The following is a 16,783-nucleotide window of genomic DNA, read 5'->3' as shown; positions in this document are numbered from 1 at the left end:
ATTGTTATTCGTTCAACGAAAGATACTCATTAAATTGCTCAATGCTTGGATAAGAGGATTGGGTGCCTTTCCCGGTGACGCTGAAAGCGGCAAAGAGGACGGCTTTTTTCATGGCGGCTTCCACATCCCCGCTCTGGACGTAGTAATGCGCGAAACAGCCGATAAAGGCATCGCCCGCGCCGCTGGTATCGACAGCGTTCACTCTAAACGCCGGGACATGGACTTCCTGGTCACGCGTCATCCACAGCGCGCCTTTCTCACCCATGGTGACGATAATATTGTTCAGCCCTTTATCCACCAGCGAACGTGCCGCTGCGCGAATATGGTCATAGGTATCCACTGGCATACCGGTTAATATTTCCAGCTCGGTTTCATTGGGTACAAAGAAATCGCATTTACAGGCATAAGACATATCTAATTCCCGTAATGCTGGCGCAGGGTTTAATAACACTTCAATCCCGTGTTTCTTGCCAAATTCTATTGCGTGATAAACCGTTTCAAGCTGAACTTCCAGTTGCAGAACAATAAGCTGGCATTTTTTTAAATCTTCCGCCGCGCGATCGATATCTTCCGGCGAGAGAAACTTGTTGGCGCCTTTGATGATCAGAATGCTGTTGCTGGAGTTGGCGTTGACGAAAATCGGCGCTACGCCGCTGCTGGTACACGGTACTTTTTCTACATACGTCGTATTGATCCCCCAGGATTCGAGATTACGAATGGTGTTGTCGGCAAAAATATCGTCGCCCACTTTGGTCAACATCAATACTTTTGAATTGAGCTTAGCGGCCGCCACGGCCTGGTTCGCCCCTTTTCCGCCGCAGCCGATTTTAAACGCCGGCGCTTCCAGAGTTTCCCCTTCTTTAGGCATCTGGTTGGTGTAGGTGATAAGGTCCACCATGTTAGAGCCAATAACCGCGATATCCATTTTACTCCCTCTCAGAAATCGTCACACGACAATGATATTAAAATAACATTATCATGTTACTTTCGTATCATTTGTGACTATGATCGCGATTAGAGGATCATTTTGCCATTTACTGCGTGAACAATCCCTGGCGGAACAAATCATTTTTAGGGTTACAATTTACTGAAAATTAACTATTTATTGTTATAAAACGCGAATAAACCCACTTTTATTTCCTGACAGCCAGACGTATAGTAGTGCCACACTGTAATGTTCTCAGAAACACATAAATGTTACTGATGGAACATAACAACATGATTTGCGGAGAGGGTGAATGGAGACCAAGCAAAAAGAACGTATCCGACGCTTGATGGAGTTACTGAAAAAGACCGATCGAATCCATCTGAAAGACGCCGCGCGGATGCTGGAAGTTTCGGTGATGACCATTCGCCGCGATCTCAGCCAGGATGATGACCCTTTACCGCTGACGCTGCTCGGCGGCTATATCGTCATGGTAAATAAGCCTGCGTCTTCAACCAATATGCCGCTGCCGGCGAAAAAGACGCATCATCGGGACGACCTTCCCGTTGCGATCCTGGCCGCCGGCCTGGTGCGTGAAAACGATCTGGTTTTTTTTGATAACGGTCCGGAAATGCCATTAGTTATCAGCATGATACCGGATGATATTACCTTTACCGGGATTTGCTACTCGCATCGGGTATTTATCGCGCTGAATGAAAAGCCTAATGCCACGGCGATTCTGTGCGGCGGCACCTATCGGGCCAAGAGCGATGCCTTTTATGATGCCAATAATCCTTCGGCGCTGGATTCGCTCAATCCGCGCAAAGTGTTTATTTCCGCCAGCGGCGTACATGAACATTTTGGCGTGAGCTGGTTTAACCCGGATGATCTTGCCGCCAAACGTAAAGCGATGGAGCGCGGTCTGCGCAAAATTTTGCTGGCGCGTCACGCCCTGTTTGATGAGGTCGCGCCTGCCAGCATTGGTCCGCTTTCTGCCTTTGATGTCCTGATTAGCGATCGCCCATTACCGACAGATTATGCCGTTCACTGTCGGAATGGTTCCGTCAAAGTCATCACGCCTGATTCGGAAAGTGAATAACTTACTCAAAAAAGACGGCAATTTTATTGAACATGGTGGGATCGGACTGGTTTCGTACCACCTTCGCCACGTCTTCCAGTTTATCGATCTGACTGATCATCTGTTCAAGCCGCTGATCGTCATTGACCAGAAGCCAGATGCGGCTCTGATCGCTACCCTGAATCGGTAAACAGAGAATACCCTCAACGTTGAAAGCGCGTCGGGCGAACAGCCCGCAGACGTGGGTCATCACGCCAGGATGGTTGCGAACGGTCAGCTCCAGAATAACGTTATCATGTGATTGTTTCTGCATGGCTTATTCCCCCACCATCTCTGTATTTGCCGCGCCCGGCGGCACCATCGGATACACTTTTTCTTCCGCATCAATGCGCACGTGGATCAACGCCGGTCCAGGACGACGAATGATAGCCTGCAACGCCGCCTGCGGATCGGCTTCGTTATTCAAATCACAGGTGTCCAGACCAAACCCGGCGGCAATCTGCATAAAATTGATGCTTCCCGGATAGGTTGCCGCAAAAACGCCCTGTTTATAGAACAGACTCTGTTGCTGATGTACCAGTCCCAGCGCGTCGTTATTCATCAGGATGATTTTCACATCCAACTGGTTTTCGCTGGCGGTAGCCATCTCCTGAATATTCATCATCAAACTACCGTCACCGGAAAAACACAGCACCTTGTTGCCCGGATTCGCCAGCGCCGCGCCAATCGCCGCGGGCAGACCAAACCCCATGGTGCCCAGCCCGCCGGAAGTCAGCCACTGACGCGGACGGTTGAGCGGATAAGCCTGCGCGGTCCACATCTGATGCTGACCTACGTCAGTGGTAATAATCGCGTTGTCGTCCACACAGGCGGCGACTGCGTTAATCAGCCCATAGTGACTAAGCGGGTTATTTTCCTGGGGAATACTGCAGGGGAATTCTTGCTGCAAGTCCGCCACCAACTGATGCCATGCTTCCCGCGGCTGTGCCTCGATATGGGGAATTAACTGTGCCAGTACATCATCGACATCCGCCTGAATAGCCACATGCGGCTGCTTAATTTTGCCTAACTCGGCGCGATCGATATCCACATGGATGATTTTGGCGTTCGGACAAAACTGCTCCGTTTTGCCAATCGCCCGGTCATCAAAACGCGCGCCCAGGACAATCAGTAAATCGGCCTCTTGCAGAATAAAATTGGTACTGCGCGCGCCGTGCATCCCCAGCATTCCTAACGACAGCGGATGCGCCTTAGGCAGCATTCCCAGCGCCATTAAGGTCATTGTCGTCGGCAGTTGCGCTTTTTCCGCCAGTTCGCGCACGCGTGTCGGCGCATTGATCACGCCGCCGCCCAGATACAGCACCGGACGCTTCGCCGCGTTAATCATTGCGGCGGCCTCGCGGATACTCTCCGCGCTAAACTCCGGCGGGGGTGATTTTTCCGCCGGCGACGGCAACGCATCCAGCTCAATTGTCGCCGTCTGCACATCTTTAGGAACGTCTATCCACACCGGGCCGGGACGCCCCGACTGCGCCAGACGAAAAGCATCGCTCATCACCTGAGGCAGCTCATTGATATTTCTGACCAGATAGTTGTGCTTGGTGATGGGGATAGAGATACCGTAGGTATCCACTTCCTGAAACGCGTCAGTACCGATCATGGACGCCGGAACCTGCCCGGTAATGCAGATTAACGGAATGGAATCCAGGCGCGCATCGGCAATGGCCGTGACCAGATTGGTCGCGCCCGGCCCGCTACAGGCCATACAAACAGCAGGTTTACCCTCCGTCCGCGCCATCCCCTGCGCAATAAACCCCGCGCCTTGTTCGTGGCGCGCCAGAATATGACGGATTTGCGTGCTTTGGCTTAACGCGTCGTAAACGGGGAGGATCGAACCGCCGGGAATGCCGGTGACGATACGAATCCCCTGGCGCTCCAGAAAATGAACAATAAATTCCGCGCCCGTAAAGCGCTGAGGTGTAGATGTTGTGCCCGAACTTGCCATGCTCCATTCCTTTTATTCTGAGCCGACGTTCCGGGAAGGTGTCTTAAACAAAAAACCCCGCCCGGTTTGCGCCGGCGGGGTTTTGGAATCGTGTGTGTTCCGGACCCTACGGCGCATTGCCGACGACCACCACCACACGCACGACGACCACTGCGCGAGATGGCGCAGTTGTTAGTAGGGTCGCGTTCAGCATGGAAGGGTTCATTAGGGGCCTTGTCTGTTTGTTATTAACACGTTTTATACAAGCACAGCGCTTTCAGCATGACAACGGAAAAATTTTCATCTGCACAAAAATGCGTCAGCGATCACATTTTTCTACGAATTTACACGCTTTGAGTATAGGCGTGATAAGCGTAGCGCCTTCCGGTAATCGCCGGGATTGATGATCACGCGTTTCACAATGCCGGAAAACAAAAAACCTCGCCGAAGCGAGGTTCTTACAGCGTAATGCGGGTGGTAGCCGCGAAGCACACTGTGTTATGTCAACAGCAAAAGTATACGCGTTCTGTGCAGAACGCGCAATTTCGGCGCGAATTTTGATGAATTTGAGTATGGATCAGAAGCTCCGTTCTGTCTATAAATTACTGTTAATTTATACAGTACTTAACTATAATGTCTTTGACACAATGTGTTATGCGGGGGCCGCATCGTAAACCGGCGCAACGAAGTCCTGGCTGAAACGGGTGGTGCCGTCAGCGCCTTAACCCCCTCGTGAGCACACTGTGTTATGTCAACACGCACACTATTCCTCGCAAAAGGGATCGCGTGCGCAACAGCTGGCAACAGGCAGCGGAAAGGTACGTCGGCTGGCAGTGCTCCTTAACCACAGGAGACGCGTATGAGCGTAGTGGATATCACCATTCTTATCCTGAAACTCATTGTTGCAGCACTGCAACTGCTTGATGCTGTTCTGAAATACCTTAAGTAATTCAGATTCAAGCCGCACCGAAGGGGAGCGGGCAACCGCTCCCCTTTCACCTTATCCGCTGGTCTTTCGCTTCCCGGGTATGTTACGTTTTTATGACATCCTCAACGACGCCTGACGCTATGACCCTTTCCGTTTTCTGCATTTTGCTGTTCGCCGCGCTGCTACATGCCAGCTGGAACGCCATTGTCAAAGCGGGAAACGATAAGCTCTACGCCGCGATCGGCGTCAGCGGTTCCGCGGCGGTCATGGCATTGATCCTTTTGCCCTTCTCGCCGCAGCCAGCTCACGCCAGTATCCCTTTTTTAGCGGCCTCTACCGCGCTCCAGGTGGTGTATACCGTCCTGGTGGCGAAAACCTATCAGGTCTCGGACATGAGCCAGACCTATCCTCTTATGCGCGGCACCGCGCCGCTGCTGGTGGCGCTCATTAGCGTTCTGTTTCTTGGCGACAGCCTGTCGTCGCTAGCCTGGGTCGGCATCGCAGTGATCTGTATGGCGATACTTGGGATGGCCTGTAATGGCCGCGCCAGCTCTCAACGTGGTGTCGTGCTGGCATTAACTAACGCCTGTTTTATTGCCGGATATACGCTGGTGGACGGGACCGGCGTAAGACTCTCCGAAACGGCGCTGGGCTATACGCTATGGTCATTTTTTCTCAACGGCGCCTGCCTGTTAACCTGGGCGATGATTGCGCGGCGGCGGGAAGCGTCGCGTTATCTGGCGCAACAGTGGAAAAAAGGCATTTTTGGCGGGATTGGCACTATGGGATCTTATGGGCTGGCGCTATGGGCCATGACCCAGGCGCCGCTGGCGGTGGTCGCCGCGCTGCGTGAGACGTCGATTTTATTCGGCGCGCTGATAGCCTGGCTGCTGCTTAAAGAGAAAGTGGCCGGGCTACGTCTGGTGGCGGCTGGCGGGATTGCCCTCGGGGCGATTTTACTCCGTCTGTCATAATTGCCCAATAACAGCCGCAGACGTAACACATTCTCGGCAACATTTGTTGCCGCTTTTGTTTACATATCCTGCCGTTCCTTCGTCTGCCATTGCTGGTCGCTGTCTGGCCTTCTTTTTCTGGTGTGATAGATTCCTCTCGCATTTATGGGAATGCGCAGCAAGTTATTCTTATTTTTTCTTTTTTTGAAAAGTAATCAGCGAAATGAAAAGGCAGAGAAACGTCAATTTGTTGTTGATGTTGGTGTTACTGGTGGCCGTAGGGCAGATGGCGCAAACCATTTATATTCCCGCCATCGCCGATATGGCACAAGCGCTAAACGTCCGGGAAGGCGCCGTCCAGAGCGTAATGGCTGCTTACCTCCTGACCTACGGCGTCTCGCAACTGTTTTACGGCCCGCTTTCCGACCGGGTTGGACGCCGCCCGGTAATCCTCGTCGGCATGTCTATTTTTATGGTAGCGACTCTGTTCGCCATGACCACGCATAGTTTGACGGTGTTGATTGCCGCCAGCGCCATGCAAGGGATGGGAACCGGCGTTGGCGGAGTAATGGCGAGAACGCTCCCGCGCGATCTGTATGAAGGAACGCAACTTCGTCACGCCAATAGCCTGTTAAATATGGGGATTCTGGTCAGCCCGCTGTTAGCGCCGCTGATTGGCGGTCTGCTGGACACCCTGTGGAACTGGCGCGCGTGTTACGCTTTCCTGCTGGTGCTTTGCGCTGGCGTCACCTTCAGCATGGCGCGCTGGATGCCGGAAACCCGCCCCGCCGGCGCGCCGCGTACACGGCTGATCGCCAGCTATAAAACGCTGTTTGGCAACGGCGCATTTAACTGTTATCTGCTGATGCTAATCGGCGGGCTGGCTGGCATTGCGGTCTTTGAAGCCTGTTCCGGCGTGCTGATGGGGGCAGTATTAGGTCTCAGCAGTATGGTGGTAAGCATTCTGTTTATTCTGCCGATTCCGGCGGCGTTCTTCGGCGCCTGGTTTGCCGGACGCCCGAATAAACGCTTCTCAACCCTGATGTGGCAGTCAGTTATTTGCTGTCTGCTGGCAGGCCTTATGATGTGGATTCCCGGCTGGTTTGGCGTGATGAACGTCTGGACGCTACTCATCCCCGCTGCACTGTTTTTCTTCGGCGCCGGGATGTTATTTCCACTGGCCACCAGCGGCGCGATGGAGCCGTTTCCGTTCCTCGCAGGCACCGCTGGCGCGCTGGTCGGCGGGCTGCAAAATATTGGTTCCGGCGTACTGGCGTGGCTTTCGGCAATGTTGCCGCAAACCGGTCAGGGCAGTCTGGGATTGCTGATGACCCTTATGGGATTACTGATCCTGGCGTGCTGGCTGCCGCTGGCGTCACGGATATCGCATCAGGGACAGACGGTTTAACGTTCCCCTCGCCCGGCTTTTTGCCGGGCGTTTCACATTCCGGCGCGATCATCGCATTGAGCAGGGGCTCCTGCGCCGGGCGCCACGCTCCTTCTTCGCCGTCATAAAACTGAGTGTCTGCGTTTATCGCATACGGAATATGCGCTTTTTTCAGCTCGCAGGCCATAAAACGGGCAAACGCGAACTGTGAAGCGACCGGCGTCATTTTTATCGACTCTCCCGGCGCCCATCCGCCCACCCAGCTTGCATGGCCGGTCTTATGCTGCCAGCGAACCGCAGCGTTGATCCGTGCCCGAATCGCCGCTTTTTCCGCCGCCGTGCCTGATGTCCACGGATATTTACCGCCGCTTTTCAGGGGGCCCCACGGGAAGATGTGCCACTCCGCCAGTACATAGTTCTGGCTTTGCGCCGGCAGTTTAAGCGCCGACAAATCCTCCGGCGCGGCGCGCATGCGGGGGGCAACGAAAATCATCCGCTGTGGGTCAATGGCGTGAATCAGGCGGATGGTTTTGTCATATACGCGATTCAGCGACGCCATATTATGATTGAGTTTGTCGGCAGGCTCATAAATGAGATCGAACCCCAAAAGCGGGGATGTCTGACCAAAATAGCGCGCGACCACGCTCCACCAGTTGATCAGCTCCTTTTCATGGCTGGCGCTGGGATCGGTTTTATACGCATCCGCCTGATAGGCAATAATGGGTATGACACCATAGTATTCGCAGGCTTCTACCAGCTTACGCAAATGGATGAGGCGCGCTTCCGTCGGCGCGCCTGCCACACGAATACGGACATGCGTTAACCCTTTTGCCTTAAAATCCCGCACGACCAGCGGATCAAACTCGCGGATACCCCGTTCCGTTCGCGCCCAGTCAACATCCATCCCAACGCCAAGCTGCTGCGCATAGCGCGCCGCCGTCAAAGGCATCGGTTTCGCATAGACGACCGCGCTGGTCAGCATGAGAGAGGCAATAAGCGGTTTAAACACGACGCCCCCTAAAATTTTTACCACGGTGATAGCAGGTATTTAGCATATTCACTCCCGGCAGGTGTAGCGACAAAGCGTAATAAATCTTCACACCTGTTCCTGCAACCAGCGAATAAATGCCTCGATTTTCGGCCACTGCCTGCCAGGCAGAGTGGTGACATAATAATGCTGATGACATTTCAGCCTCATGTCACCAAAAGGCGCAATCAGTTCGCCGCTGTCGAGACGCTTTTGCACCAGCCGTTTACGCCCCATCGCCACGCCAATGTGGTTCATCGCGGCAATCACCGCTAAATCAGAACGATCGAAGCCAATGCCGGATGAATCCGGCAAATTTACTGCAAAATGCTGCGCCCAACTGTGCCACTCATCGGTGCCAGAATCGTTACTCCACGCCTGTCTGTCGTGTAAGAGCGTACAGTACCGCAGGTTATTCAGGTTGTCCTGCAAGGCGAAACGACGGGCATAATCCGGGCTGCAAACGGGCAAAATTGCCTCATCCATTAAAAAATGGTGCGTGAGCTGCGCCGACGGCGCATCGTCAAAATAGATAGCCAGGTCAATGCCGGCACGCTGTAGGTTAACGTTATCGTTGCCGGTCAGCATAGTGAGAGAAATTGACGGATAGCGACGGGTAAAGTCCCCCAGCGCGGGCACCAGCCAGCACTGGGCGATAGAGGGACGTGAATACACGGTTAGCGTGCCAGACAGTTCCTGATTTTTGATATCGAGGATTTCCTGATTCAACGTATCCAGCGACGATTTCAGCGCCCAGAATACCCGTTTGCCTTCATGGGTAAGCTCCACTTTACGGTGAGAGCGGACAAATAGCTGGATTCCCAACTCGGCTTCCAGTTGATTGATACGATGGCTTACCGCACTTGGGCTTAACGACAGCTCATCTGCCGCCAGAGCAAAGGACTGGTGTCTGGCCGCGACTTCAAAAGTATAGAGTTTGGATAACTGCCAGCCGTTGAGTAAGCGGTTTCGGGTATCGCGAAGGGGTTCCATGGCAACCTCAGTCATCTTTTAATTTCCCGAAGTGTAAAAAAACACGCTGAAAAAATCCGCACATAGATGAAGCAAAATGAACCATATCGCAAAATAAAGGCAATATTAGATGGAAATCACATAGTTGATTCAATTTACATCATGTGAATGGCAAATTATATCGTTTGTCAGGAGGTGCTGTTTTTCTGTCCAATAAGAACAGATTAATCACAGGGTAGGTGAGATATGCACGCTCAAATCTGGGTAGTGAGCACGCTGCTGATCAGCATCGTGTTAATCGTATTGACCATCGTGAAGTTTAAATTCCACCCCTTCCTGGCGTTACTGCTCGCCAGTTTCTTTGTCGGCGCGATGATGGGCATGGGGCCGCTGGAGATGGTCACGGCGATAGAAAACGGAATAGGCGGTACGCTCGGTTTTCTGGCCGCCGTTATCGGTCTTGGCACCATCCTCGGCAAAATGATGGAGGTTTCCGGCGCGGCGGAACGCATCGGGCTTACGCTCCAGCGCTGCCGCTGGCTCTCTGCTGACGTGATCATGGTACTGGTGGGGCTGATTTGCGGTATCACGTTGTTCGTGGAAGTGGGCGTCGTGTTGCTCATCCCACTGGCGTTTTCTATCGCTAAAAAGACCCATACTTCGCTGCTGAAGCTGGCCATTCCGCTGTGTACCGCGCTGATGGCCGTCCATTGCGTGGTACCGCCGCATCCGGCTGCGCTGTTTGTCGCAAATAAACTGGGGGCGGATATCGGCTCGGTGATTGTCTACGGTCTACTGGTCGGGCTGATGGCCTCATTGGTCGGCGGCCCGCTGTTCTTAAAGTTTCTGGGTAATCGTCTGCCGTTCAAGCCCGTACCGACAGAGTTTGCGGATCTTGAAGTGCGCGCCGAAAACACCCTGCCGTCGCTGGGCGCAACGCTGTTTACCGTTCTGCTGCCGATTGGCCTGATGCTGGTGAAAACCGTCGCTGAACTGAATATGGCGAAAGACGGCACGTTGTATACGCTGCTGGAGTTTATCGGTAATCCGATCACCGCGATGTTTATCGCTGTCTTTGTGGCGTATTACATACTCGGTCTGCGCCAGCATATGGGGATGAGCGCGCTACTTACCCACACCGAAAACGGCTTTGGCGCCATTGCGAACATCCTGCTGATTATCGGCGCGGGCGGCGCGTTCAACGCCATTCTCAAAAGTAGCGGGCTGGCGGACACGCTGGCGGTGATCCTCTCAAATATGCATATGCACCCGATTCTGCTGGCATGGCTGGTAGCACTGATTCTGCACGCGGCGGTCGGCTCTGCGACGGTGGCCATGATGGGCGCCACCGCGATTGTTGCGCCCATGCTGCCGCTCTATCCTGACGTCAGCCCGGAGATCATTGCGATTGCCATTGGTTCCGGCGCCATTGGCTGCACGATCGTGACCGATTCCCTGTTCTGGCTGGTCAAGCAGTATTGCGGCGCTACGCTGAATGAAACGTTTAAATACTATACGACGGCCACGTTTATCGCATCTGTCGTTGCACTGGCTGGCACATTCCTGCTTTCCTTTATCATCTGATCGTAAAGAGACGTACTATGGAAAACATACAAAAGCTCATCGCCCGGTATCCTTTGGTCGAGGATCTGGTCGCCCTCAAAGAAACCACCTGGTTTAACCCGGGCGCCACCTCTCTTGCACAAGGTCTACCGTATGTCGGCCTGACGGAGCAGGACGTAAACGCCGCCCATGACCGTCTGGCGCGCTTTGCGTCGTATCTGGCGAAAGCGTTTCCGCAAACCGCTGCCGCTGGCGGCATGATCGAATCTGACGTGGTCGCTATTCCGGCCATGCAAAAGCGGCTGGAAAAAGAGTATGGGCAAACGATCGACGGTGAAATGCTGTTAAAAAAAGACAGTCACCTGGCAATCTCTGGTTCCATTAAAGCGCGCGGCGGCATCTACGAGGTGCTAACGCACGCGGAAAAACTGGCGCTGGAGGCGGGTCTGTTAACCACCGACGATGACTATAGCGTGTTGCTTTCGCCGGAATTTAAACAATTCTTCAGCCAGTACAGTATCGCCGTCGGTTCAACCGGCAATCTGGGGCTATCGATCGGTATCATGAGCGCCTGCATCGGTTTTAAAGTGACGGTACATATGTCTGCCGACGCCCGCGCCTGGAAAAAGGCGAAGCTACGTAGCCACGGCGTGACGGTCGTGGAATACGAAGATGATTACGGCGTGGCGGTTGAGCAGGGTCGTAAAGCAGCGCAATCCGATCCAAACTGTTTCTTTATCGATGATGAAAACTCTCGCACGCTATTTCTGGGCTATGCGGTAGCGGGTCAGCGTCTGAAAGCGCAATTCGCGCAGCAGGGACGCGTCGTTGACGCCAGCCACCCACTGTTTGTTTATCTACCGTGCGGCGTTGGCGGCGGCCCTGGCGGCGTCGCCTTTGGCCTGAAACTGGCATTTGGCGACAACGTCCACTGTTTCTTTGCCGAACCGACCCATTCACCCTGCATGTTACTCGGCGTTTATACCGGTCTGCACGATGCCATCTCAGTACAAGATATCGGTATTGATAACCTGACGGCGGCTGACGGCCTGGCGGTAGGTCGCGCTTCGGGCTTTGTTGGTCGGGCAATGGAGCGCCTGCTTGACGGCCTCTATACCTTAGACGATCAAACAATGTACGACATGCTGGGCTGGCTGGCGCAGGAGGAAGGAATTCGACTGGAGCCATCAGCTCTGGCGGGGATGGCCGGGCCACAGCGCATTTGCGCCGCCACCGAGTATCAGCAAAGGCATGGATTCAGTCAGACGCAGCTCGGCAACGCGACGCATCTGGTATGGGCAACCGGGGGCGGCATGGTGCCGGAGGATGAAATGGAACAATACCTGGCGAAAGGACGCTAATACTCGCTCAGTGCCGGAAAGACGGCTGCGCCATCCGGCACGCCATCGCCTGATGGCGCTAACGCAGCATCGCCATCAACTCCTCCGGCGAGCGATGCTGTTTCAGTAAATCCCGCATCACCCGCATATGCGGCGAGGAGTAGTTAAAAAAGGTCTGGTAGCCCTCGCAAAGCCGGTTTTTCCCCTGGCTATCCCGATGCTCAGGGCATCCGCCGCCGCAAAATCGTAATAAAGAGCACTTCTGACATTCAGCGCTTAGCGGCGCCTTGTCCGGCGCTTCAACGCCATTCCTGCCGCCGCACCACTGCTGTAGCGTCTCATCAAAAAGGCGGACCGAGATACGCTGAATATCTTCACGTACCCAAATATCAAATACGCTATTTAAAAACCGCCCCCAGTCTGCTGAACACAATGAATCCTCGGTCAACATTCCGTTCCGGTCATGTTCCAACAATGGGATAAAATGGACATTGCGAATGCCGAGCCGTTGTAAGTTACGGTACAGTTGCTGAGGGCGCTGGCTATTCTGGCGATTTACGACGACCTGAATCTGGTCATTACTCACGACAATGTCCTGACGTCCTGTCATATAAAATCCCCGATAAATGCAATAAGTTGGCGAATATGGGTAACAGCAAACAGGATTGCGAGCGACAACACCGCGAGGGAGATCAAAAATTTGTCACGCATGACATGAGTTTCGGAAAAATCGCTATGCGCGACATCCATCAAATTACGACTCAGGGTATAACGCCAAAGAATCACCGCCACTATCGCCAGAACGCTGATTGACACCCAGAACAAGAACCCCGCCTGATGCCAGTGGTGCCTGACGGCTAACGCCATTAACGCCCCGTATCCCAGCAGCGTGCGAAACCAGGCCAGCGAGGTACGTTCCGGTTGCAGCCCCGGATCGTTCTGCCGACGGGCTTTACGACTATCCGGCATACAGTACCAGCCCCATCACTATCACCGCGACAATCATCAAAATAACGCTGATGATCAACAGGCTATGGGTATAAGGCAAATCCTCTTTCAGACGCATCGCTTTTTCATTACGTAACCAGCGTAGATAGCCATAAATCGCCAGGCCGCCCGCAAACAGACAGAGTAATAACGCCAGCAGTTCACGGATCACTGGCGTGGCAAAATCCGGGGCGAGCTGATCAAGACCGACGCCTGCCGCCAGAAATCCCAGCGAGGTGCGAATCCACGCCAGAAAGGTACGCTCATTTGCCAGTGAGAAGCGATAATCCGGCGCTTCTCCGAGGCGGGAAATCTTCATGACGACTCCTTTTACGTTCTTATGTATTCCCGTTCGTTTTCAGAATACCACTCACGTTGTTGCTGATATGCTTCACATTATCCCGCAGCAAGGGAATCTTATTGCAAAATAACTGTAGTTCACTGGTGATGTGTTTCGGCGCAACCGCGCTCATTGCCGCTATTTTTCATTTCAGTTGCGACCTTTTTCAACGCCACCGCAAGGAAAGGCATTATTGCCGAATTAAAAGCTGAAAAACCACCCGTCGCGACGAAAAAAAAGGCGAAGAAGATTGATAACTAACTGAAACAAATTGGAATTATGCTCGTTGCCATTACGCTGATTAGCGCGTTCATTGAGGAAAGAGATAAGAAGAAGAGCAGAAGTGTGACCGGTGCGGCGCGCGTTATCCAGCCTGGATTTAACACAGTGCATAGGCCGGATAAGCAACGCGCCATCAGGCGCTAACCCATTCCCCAAAAAATCACCGCCAGCAGTTGTGGCGTGATAATACGCAGGAACATCACTAACGGATAGACGGTCGCGTAAGAGAGCGCCGCCGCGCCGCTGGTGGCATGAAGATTGTTGGCAAATGCCAGCGCTGGCGGATCGGTCATCGAACCGGCCAGCATCCCGCACAGCGTCAGATAGTTCATTTTGGCAAAAATCCGCGCCAGCAAACCGACGGTAATCAGCGGAATAGCGGTGATGAAAATACCATAGCCAATCCAGCTTAATCCTTCGCCCTGCGTCAGCGTATCGACAAAATCGCCGCCGGATTTCAGCCCAACGACCGCCAAAAACAAAACGATGCCTAACTCACGCAGCGCGAGGTTGGCGCTCGGCGGCATAAACCAGTACAGCTTACCGATGCTGCCGATACGCCCCAAAATTAGCGCCATGATCAGCGGCCCGCCGGCCAGCCCCAGTTTTAACGCGACCGGGAATCCCGGCACAAACAACGGGATTGACCCAAGCAGAACCCCTAATCCGATGCCGATAAACACCGGCAGCATCTGCACCTGCTGGAGTTTTTGCTGCGCGTTGCCGACCACATTGGCTACCGCATCAATCGAGGCAGGACGCCCCACCAGATTGAGAATGTCGCCAAACTGCAGGCTGGCGTCGCTGCTGGCGACCAGCTCAACGCCCGCGCGGTTAAGACGGGAGATAACCACGTCATAACGCTCTTTAAAGTGCAAATCGCGGATACGTTTGCCGAGCACTTTTTCGTTGGTGACGACCACACGCTCGACGCGTAAATCCGTGCCGCGCGTCGACAACGAGGTGTCCACTTCCTTGCCGATCACCAGTTGCGCGTTATGCAGGTCGGTAGATTGGCCGACGAGGTGCAGCAGGTCGCCTGCCTGGATAATCGTCCCCGGCGACGGCACCATCAGCGTATCGTCGCGTTTCAGGCGTGAGCAAATGATTTTATCGCTGTTCAGGATCGGCACATCCTGGATAGCCATATTATTGAGGTTCGGATTCTCGACACGGATATTCATTGTTTGAATTAATGAATGACCGTTAGCGAGAGAGGATTCGTGCTTCTGCGCTTCCGCCTCGACGTTAACGCGAAAAATCAGCCGCATCAGCCACATGGTGAGCAAAATACCGCAGATGCCAAACGGATACGCCATCGCATAGCTCATCCCCATCTGATCCACCAGATCCACTGGCGTTCCCAGATCGCGCAGGATTTGCTGACCCGCCCCTAACGCAGGCGTATTGGTGACTGCGCCGGAGAAAATCCCCAGCACCACCGGCAGCGGAATAGCGAAAATTTTATGCAGAATCGCGGTGACCAACCCGCCCATAATCACAATCAGAACAGCAAACAGATTGAGACGCAGCCCGGAAACGCGTAGCGAGGCGAAAAACCCCGGCCCCACCTGTATGCCGATGGTATAAACAAAAAGGATCAGGCCGAACTCCTGGATAAAGTGCAGCATATCGCCGCTCAGCGTCACCCCAGCCTGATCGACGAAGTGGCCGACGATAATACCGCCGAACAGAACGCCGCCAATACCAAAGCCGACACCGCGCACTTTAATGTTGCCGATCCATAAACCGACAACCGCCACCAACGCCAGAACGCTGACCGTCAATGCGATATCACTCATCTTTTCTTCCCTGTGAGTAACATTTCAATTTATAGGGATTATGACTGAACCGTTAAGGCATATATACAGCATGGCGCACATTCTCATGTTACAAAACCGCCCAGACGTCCTGACTTCGGCAGCGTCTTACCCTTTTTCGTGGCACAAAAAAGCCCCGCCATCTCTGGCGGGGCAAGGCAAGGAGCTCATTAGCTATTTAATGCGGAGCGTTCGTTAATGGCGATACGCTGCGGCGCAATGGTTTCCGGCTCGTTGCGGGTTAAATCAATATGCAGCAGGCCGTTGGTAAACGTCGCGCCGGAAACTTCCATATTCTCAGCCAGCGTAAAGCTCAGGCTAAAAGGCTGCATGACCAGGCCCTGATGTAACCATTTGGGCTCGTTTTCCGGCTGTTCCGGCGTGCCTTTCACCGTCAGGCGCGTGCCTTCCAGTTGAATATCCAGATCTTCCTGACGGAAACCGGCTAACGCTAAGGTAATGCGATAATGGTTATCGTCGCTTTTTTCGATGTTATAGGGCGGGAAGCTCTGGCTTTCGCCGCTGTTTTGCAGCGCATTGGCCAGCTTGTCAAAACCGATCCATTGACGCAGCAGTGGGGATAAATCGTAGTTACGCATAATCATTTCTCCTTCTAAGAAGCGAGTTTTTACCTTCACACTTTACGTGCGAATATGCTCCCTGACGGCGAGCATGGGATGACAGGCCGCGCAACGCGACCCGACGGAATCAGTTAATTTCGATACGGCGCGGTTTGTTCGCTTCCGGAATCACGCGCTCCAGTTCGATATACAGCAGCCCGTTGACCAGGTTTGCGCCGCGAACGTGAATGTTTTCCGCTAACTGGAACTTACGCTCAAAGTTACGCTCGGCAATGCCCTGATACAGGTAAGTACGTTCTTTCTGCTCGTCCGCATGAGCGCCTTTTACCACCAGTAAATTATCCTGGGCAGTAATCTCCAGTTCGCTTTCCGCGAAACCGGCAACGGCAATGGCGATGCGGTAGTGGTTTTCGTCTACCAGCTCAACGTTGTACGGAGGGTAGCCGCCATTACTTTGGCTTTGGTTATTTTCAAGCAGGTTAAACAGACGGTCAAAACCAATGGCAGAACGGTACAGCGGGGATAAATCAAAGTTACGCATAATCATAAACTCCTGAAATCAGCGAGAATGTCAGACCTTCCATCATGGACAGGCCAGGATTGCCAGAACACCCAT

General features: G+C 53.5%; 18 protein-coding genes, 1 pseudogene and 1 other annotated feature. Of the genes and pseudogenes, 7 read left to right on the top strand and 12 right to left on the bottom strand.

Annotated features, from left to right (window positions below):
* Positions 1–4 precede the first annotated feature (4 nt).
* A complete protein-coding gene (gene rbsK / locus OLG56_RS00245; protein WP_000350272.1) occupies positions 5–925 on the bottom strand; it encodes a ribokinase in 921 nt (306 codons plus the stop codon).
* A gap of 313 nt (positions 926–1,238) precedes the next feature.
* Here rbsK and OLG56_RS00240 point away from each other — a divergent pair, with 313 nt between their 5' ends.
* Positions 1,239–2,024 carry a DeoR family transcriptional regulator gene (locus OLG56_RS00240; RefSeq protein WP_000448638.1) on the top strand — a complete coding sequence of 262 codons (786 nt, stop codon included), beginning with the start codon at positions 1,239–1,241 and terminating at the stop codon, positions 2,022–2,024.
* A gap of 1 nt (position 2,025) precedes the next feature.
* On the opposite strand, the gene ilvN is transcribed toward OLG56_RS00240, so the two are convergent.
* The 3 genes from ilvN to ivbL form a co-directional block, all read right to left on the bottom strand.
* Positions 2,026–2,316, bottom strand: a complete 291-nt coding sequence (ilvN, locus tag OLG56_RS00235; protein WP_001171826.1) for an acetolactate synthase small subunit — start codon at positions 2,314–2,316, stop codon at positions 2,026–2,028.
* Positions 2,317–2,319: 3 nt separating this feature from the next.
* Positions 2,320–4,008, bottom strand: a complete 1,689-nt coding sequence (ilvB, locus tag OLG56_RS00230) for an acetolactate synthase large subunit (protein WP_000168439.1) — start codon at positions 4,006–4,008, stop codon at positions 2,320–2,322.
* 106 nt (positions 4,009–4,114) lie between these two features.
* The gene (ivbL, locus tag OLG56_RS00225) at positions 4,115–4,213 is read right to left on the bottom strand and encodes an ilvB operon leader peptide IvbL (RefSeq protein WP_001541152.1); all 99 of its coding nucleotides are present in this window, start codon (positions 4,211–4,213) and stop codon (positions 4,115–4,117) included.
* 522 nt (positions 4,214–4,735) lie between these two features.
* On the opposite strand from ivbL, the pseudogene OLG56_RS00220 reads away from it, so the two are divergent.
* The 4 genes and pseudogenes from OLG56_RS00220 (at position 4,736) to emrD (ending at position 7,276) form a co-directional block, all read left to right on the top strand.
* A pseudogene (locus OLG56_RS00220) lies at positions 4,736–4,850 on the top strand (hypothetical protein).
* Entirely contained in the window at positions 4,847–4,936 is a 90-nt protein-coding gene (gene tisB, locus OLG56_RS00215) for a type I toxin-antitoxin system toxin TisB (RefSeq protein ID WP_000117642.1), read from the top strand. Before OLG56_RS00220 ends, tisB begins: the two are co-directional and overlap by 4 nt.
* Before the next feature lie 92 nt (positions 4,937–5,028).
* A complete protein-coding gene (locus OLG56_RS00210; protein WP_001636137.1) occupies positions 5,029–5,889 on the top strand; it encodes an EamA family transporter in 861 nt (286 codons plus the stop codon).
* Between the two features lie 202 nt (positions 5,890–6,091).
* Positions 6,092–7,276: a multidrug efflux MFS transporter EmrD gene (gene emrD / locus OLG56_RS00205; RefSeq protein ID WP_000828737.1), complete on the top strand. Its 1,185-nt coding sequence runs from the start codon at positions 6,092–6,094 to the stop codon at positions 7,274–7,276.
* On the opposite strand, the gene OLG56_RS00200 is transcribed toward emrD, so the two are convergent.
* Together OLG56_RS00200 and dsdC are read right to left on the bottom strand one after the other, a co-directional pair.
* Positions 7,203–8,288, bottom strand: a complete 1,086-nt coding sequence (locus OLG56_RS00200) for a cellulase family glycosylhydrolase (RefSeq protein ID WP_000238926.1) — start codon at positions 8,286–8,288, stop codon at positions 7,203–7,205. The two genes, emrD and OLG56_RS00200, sit on opposite strands and share 74 nt — an antisense overlap.
* A 63-nt stretch (positions 8,289–8,351) precedes the next feature.
* Positions 8,352–9,275, bottom strand: a complete 924-nt coding sequence (dsdC, locus tag OLG56_RS00195; protein WP_001651066.1) for a DNA-binding transcriptional regulator DsdC — start codon at positions 9,273–9,275, stop codon at positions 8,352–8,354.
* 225 nt (positions 9,276–9,500) lie between these two features.
* On the opposite strand from dsdC, the gene dsdX reads away from it, so the two are divergent.
* Both dsdX and dsdA read left to right on the top strand, forming a co-directional pair.
* Positions 9,501–10,838, top strand: coding sequence for a D-serine transporter DsdX (gene dsdX / locus OLG56_RS00190; RefSeq protein ID WP_000543317.1), 1,338 nt, complete (start codon positions 9,501–9,503; stop codon positions 10,836–10,838).
* A 17-nt stretch (positions 10,839–10,855) separates the two neighbouring features.
* A complete protein-coding gene (gene dsdA, locus OLG56_RS00185) occupies positions 10,856–12,178 on the top strand; it encodes a D-serine ammonia-lyase (protein WP_061377036.1) in 1,323 nt (440 codons plus the stop codon).
* Positions 12,179–12,236: 58 nt separating this feature from the next.
* Here dsdA and OLG56_RS00180 read toward each other — a convergent pair whose 3' ends face one another.
* The 6 genes from OLG56_RS00180 to ibpA form a co-directional block, all read right to left on the bottom strand.
* Complete coding sequence (locus OLG56_RS00180) at positions 12,237–12,767, bottom strand: radical SAM protein (protein WP_061377035.1); 531 nt, start codon at positions 12,765–12,767, stop codon at positions 12,237–12,239.
* Complete coding sequence (locus tag OLG56_RS00175) at positions 12,764–13,126, bottom strand: DUF202 domain-containing protein (RefSeq protein ID WP_061377034.1); 363 nt, start codon at positions 13,124–13,126, stop codon at positions 12,764–12,766. Before OLG56_RS00175 ends, OLG56_RS00180 begins: the two co-directional genes overlap by 4 nt.
* On the bottom strand, positions 13,116–13,463 hold the full coding sequence (locus tag OLG56_RS00170; protein WP_000703964.1) for a YidH family protein: 348 nt from the start codon (positions 13,461–13,463) through the stop codon (positions 13,116–13,118). Before OLG56_RS00170 ends, OLG56_RS00175 begins: the two co-directional genes overlap by 11 nt.
* 443 nt (positions 13,464–13,906) lie before the next feature.
* Positions 13,907–15,568 carry a putative transporter gene (locus OLG56_RS00165; protein ID WP_001279793.1) on the bottom strand — a complete coding sequence of 554 codons (1,662 nt, stop codon included), beginning with the start codon at positions 15,566–15,568 and terminating at the stop codon, positions 13,907–13,909.
* A gap of 188 nt (positions 15,569–15,756) precedes the next feature.
* Complete coding sequence (gene ibpB / locus OLG56_RS00160) at positions 15,757–16,185, bottom strand: small heat shock chaperone IbpB (protein ID WP_001246919.1); 429 nt, start codon at positions 16,183–16,185, stop codon at positions 15,757–15,759.
* Positions 16,186–16,294: 109 nt separating this feature from the next.
* Positions 16,295–16,708, bottom strand: coding sequence for a small heat shock chaperone IbpA (gene ibpA, locus OLG56_RS00155; RefSeq protein ID WP_001532742.1), 414 nt, complete (start codon positions 16,706–16,708; stop codon positions 16,295–16,297).
* Positions 16,702–16,775 (bottom strand) — a sequence feature (ROSE (Repression Of Heat Shock gene Expression) occurs in the 5'-region of heat shock genes and acts as an RNA thermometer to modulate expression.). (Overlaps the previous gene by 7 nt.)
* Positions 16,776–16,783 lie beyond the last annotated feature (8 nt).

Origin of the sequence: Salmonella sp. 2018103, from assembly GCF_026247685.1 — a bacterium.
Taxonomy (GTDB): domain Bacteria; phylum Pseudomonadota; class Gammaproteobacteria; order Enterobacterales; family Enterobacteriaceae; genus Salmonella; species Salmonella enterica.
The sequence above is the reverse complement of the archived record's forward strand: the minus strand, read 5'-3'. Positions and strand labels throughout refer to the sequence as shown.

What these genes read in the sequence shown, in the direction of transcription:
- OLG56_RS00240 (WP_000448638.1), top strand. Translation starts at nt 1,239, where the DNA reads ATGGAGACCAAGCAAAAAGAACGTATCCGACGCTTGATGGAGTTACTG.
- dsdX (WP_000543317.1), top strand. Translation starts at nt 9,501, where the DNA reads ATGCACGCTCAAATCTGGGTAGTGAGCACGCTGCTGATCAGCATCGTG.
- emrD (WP_000828737.1), top strand. Translation starts at nt 6,092, where the DNA reads ATGAAAAGGCAGAGAAACGTCAATTTGTTGTTGATGTTGGTGTTACTG.
- OLG56_RS00175 (WP_061377034.1), bottom strand. Translation starts at nt 13,126, where the DNA reads ATGCCGGATAGTCGTAAAGCCCGTCGGCAGAACGATCCGGGGCTGCAA.
- dsdA (WP_061377036.1), top strand. Translation starts at nt 10,856, where the DNA reads ATGGAAAACATACAAAAGCTCATCGCCCGGTATCCTTTGGTCGAGGAT.
- dsdC (WP_001651066.1), bottom strand. Translation starts at nt 9,275, where the DNA reads ATGGAACCCCTTCGCGATACCCGAAACCGCTTACTCAACGGCTGGCAG.
- OLG56_RS00210 (WP_001636137.1), top strand. Translation starts at nt 5,029, where the DNA reads ATGACATCCTCAACGACGCCTGACGCTATGACCCTTTCCGTTTTCTGC.
- ilvN (WP_001171826.1), bottom strand. Translation starts at nt 2,316, where the DNA reads ATGCAGAAACAATCACATGATAACGTTATTCTGGAGCTGACCGTTCGC.
- OLG56_RS00170 (WP_000703964.1), bottom strand. Translation starts at nt 13,463, where the DNA reads ATGAAGATTTCCCGCCTCGGAGAAGCGCCGGATTATCGCTTCTCACTG.
- ibpA (WP_001532742.1), bottom strand. Translation starts at nt 16,708, where the DNA reads ATGCGTAACTTTGATTTATCCCCGCTGTACCGTTCTGCCATTGGTTTT.
- ibpB (WP_001246919.1), bottom strand. Translation starts at nt 16,185, where the DNA reads ATGCGTAACTACGATTTATCCCCACTGCTGCGTCAATGGATCGGTTTT.
- OLG56_RS00180 (WP_061377035.1), bottom strand. Translation starts at nt 12,767, where the DNA reads ATGACAGGACGTCAGGACATTGTCGTGAGTAATGACCAGATTCAGGTC.
- OLG56_RS00165 (WP_001279793.1), bottom strand. Translation starts at nt 15,568, where the DNA reads ATGAGTGATATCGCATTGACGGTCAGCGTTCTGGCGTTGGTGGCGGTT.
- ivbL (WP_001541152.1), bottom strand. Translation starts at nt 4,213, where the DNA reads ATGAACCCTTCCATGCTGAACGCGACCCTACTAACAACTGCGCCATCT.
- rbsK (WP_000350272.1), bottom strand. Translation starts at nt 925, where the DNA reads ATGGATATCGCGGTTATTGGCTCTAACATGGTGGACCTTATCACCTAC.
- ilvB (WP_000168439.1), bottom strand. Translation starts at nt 4,008, where the DNA reads ATGGCAAGTTCGGGCACAACATCTACACCTCAGCGCTTTACGGGCGCG.
- tisB (WP_000117642.1), top strand. Translation starts at nt 4,847, where the DNA reads ATGAGCGTAGTGGATATCACCATTCTTATCCTGAAACTCATTGTTGCA.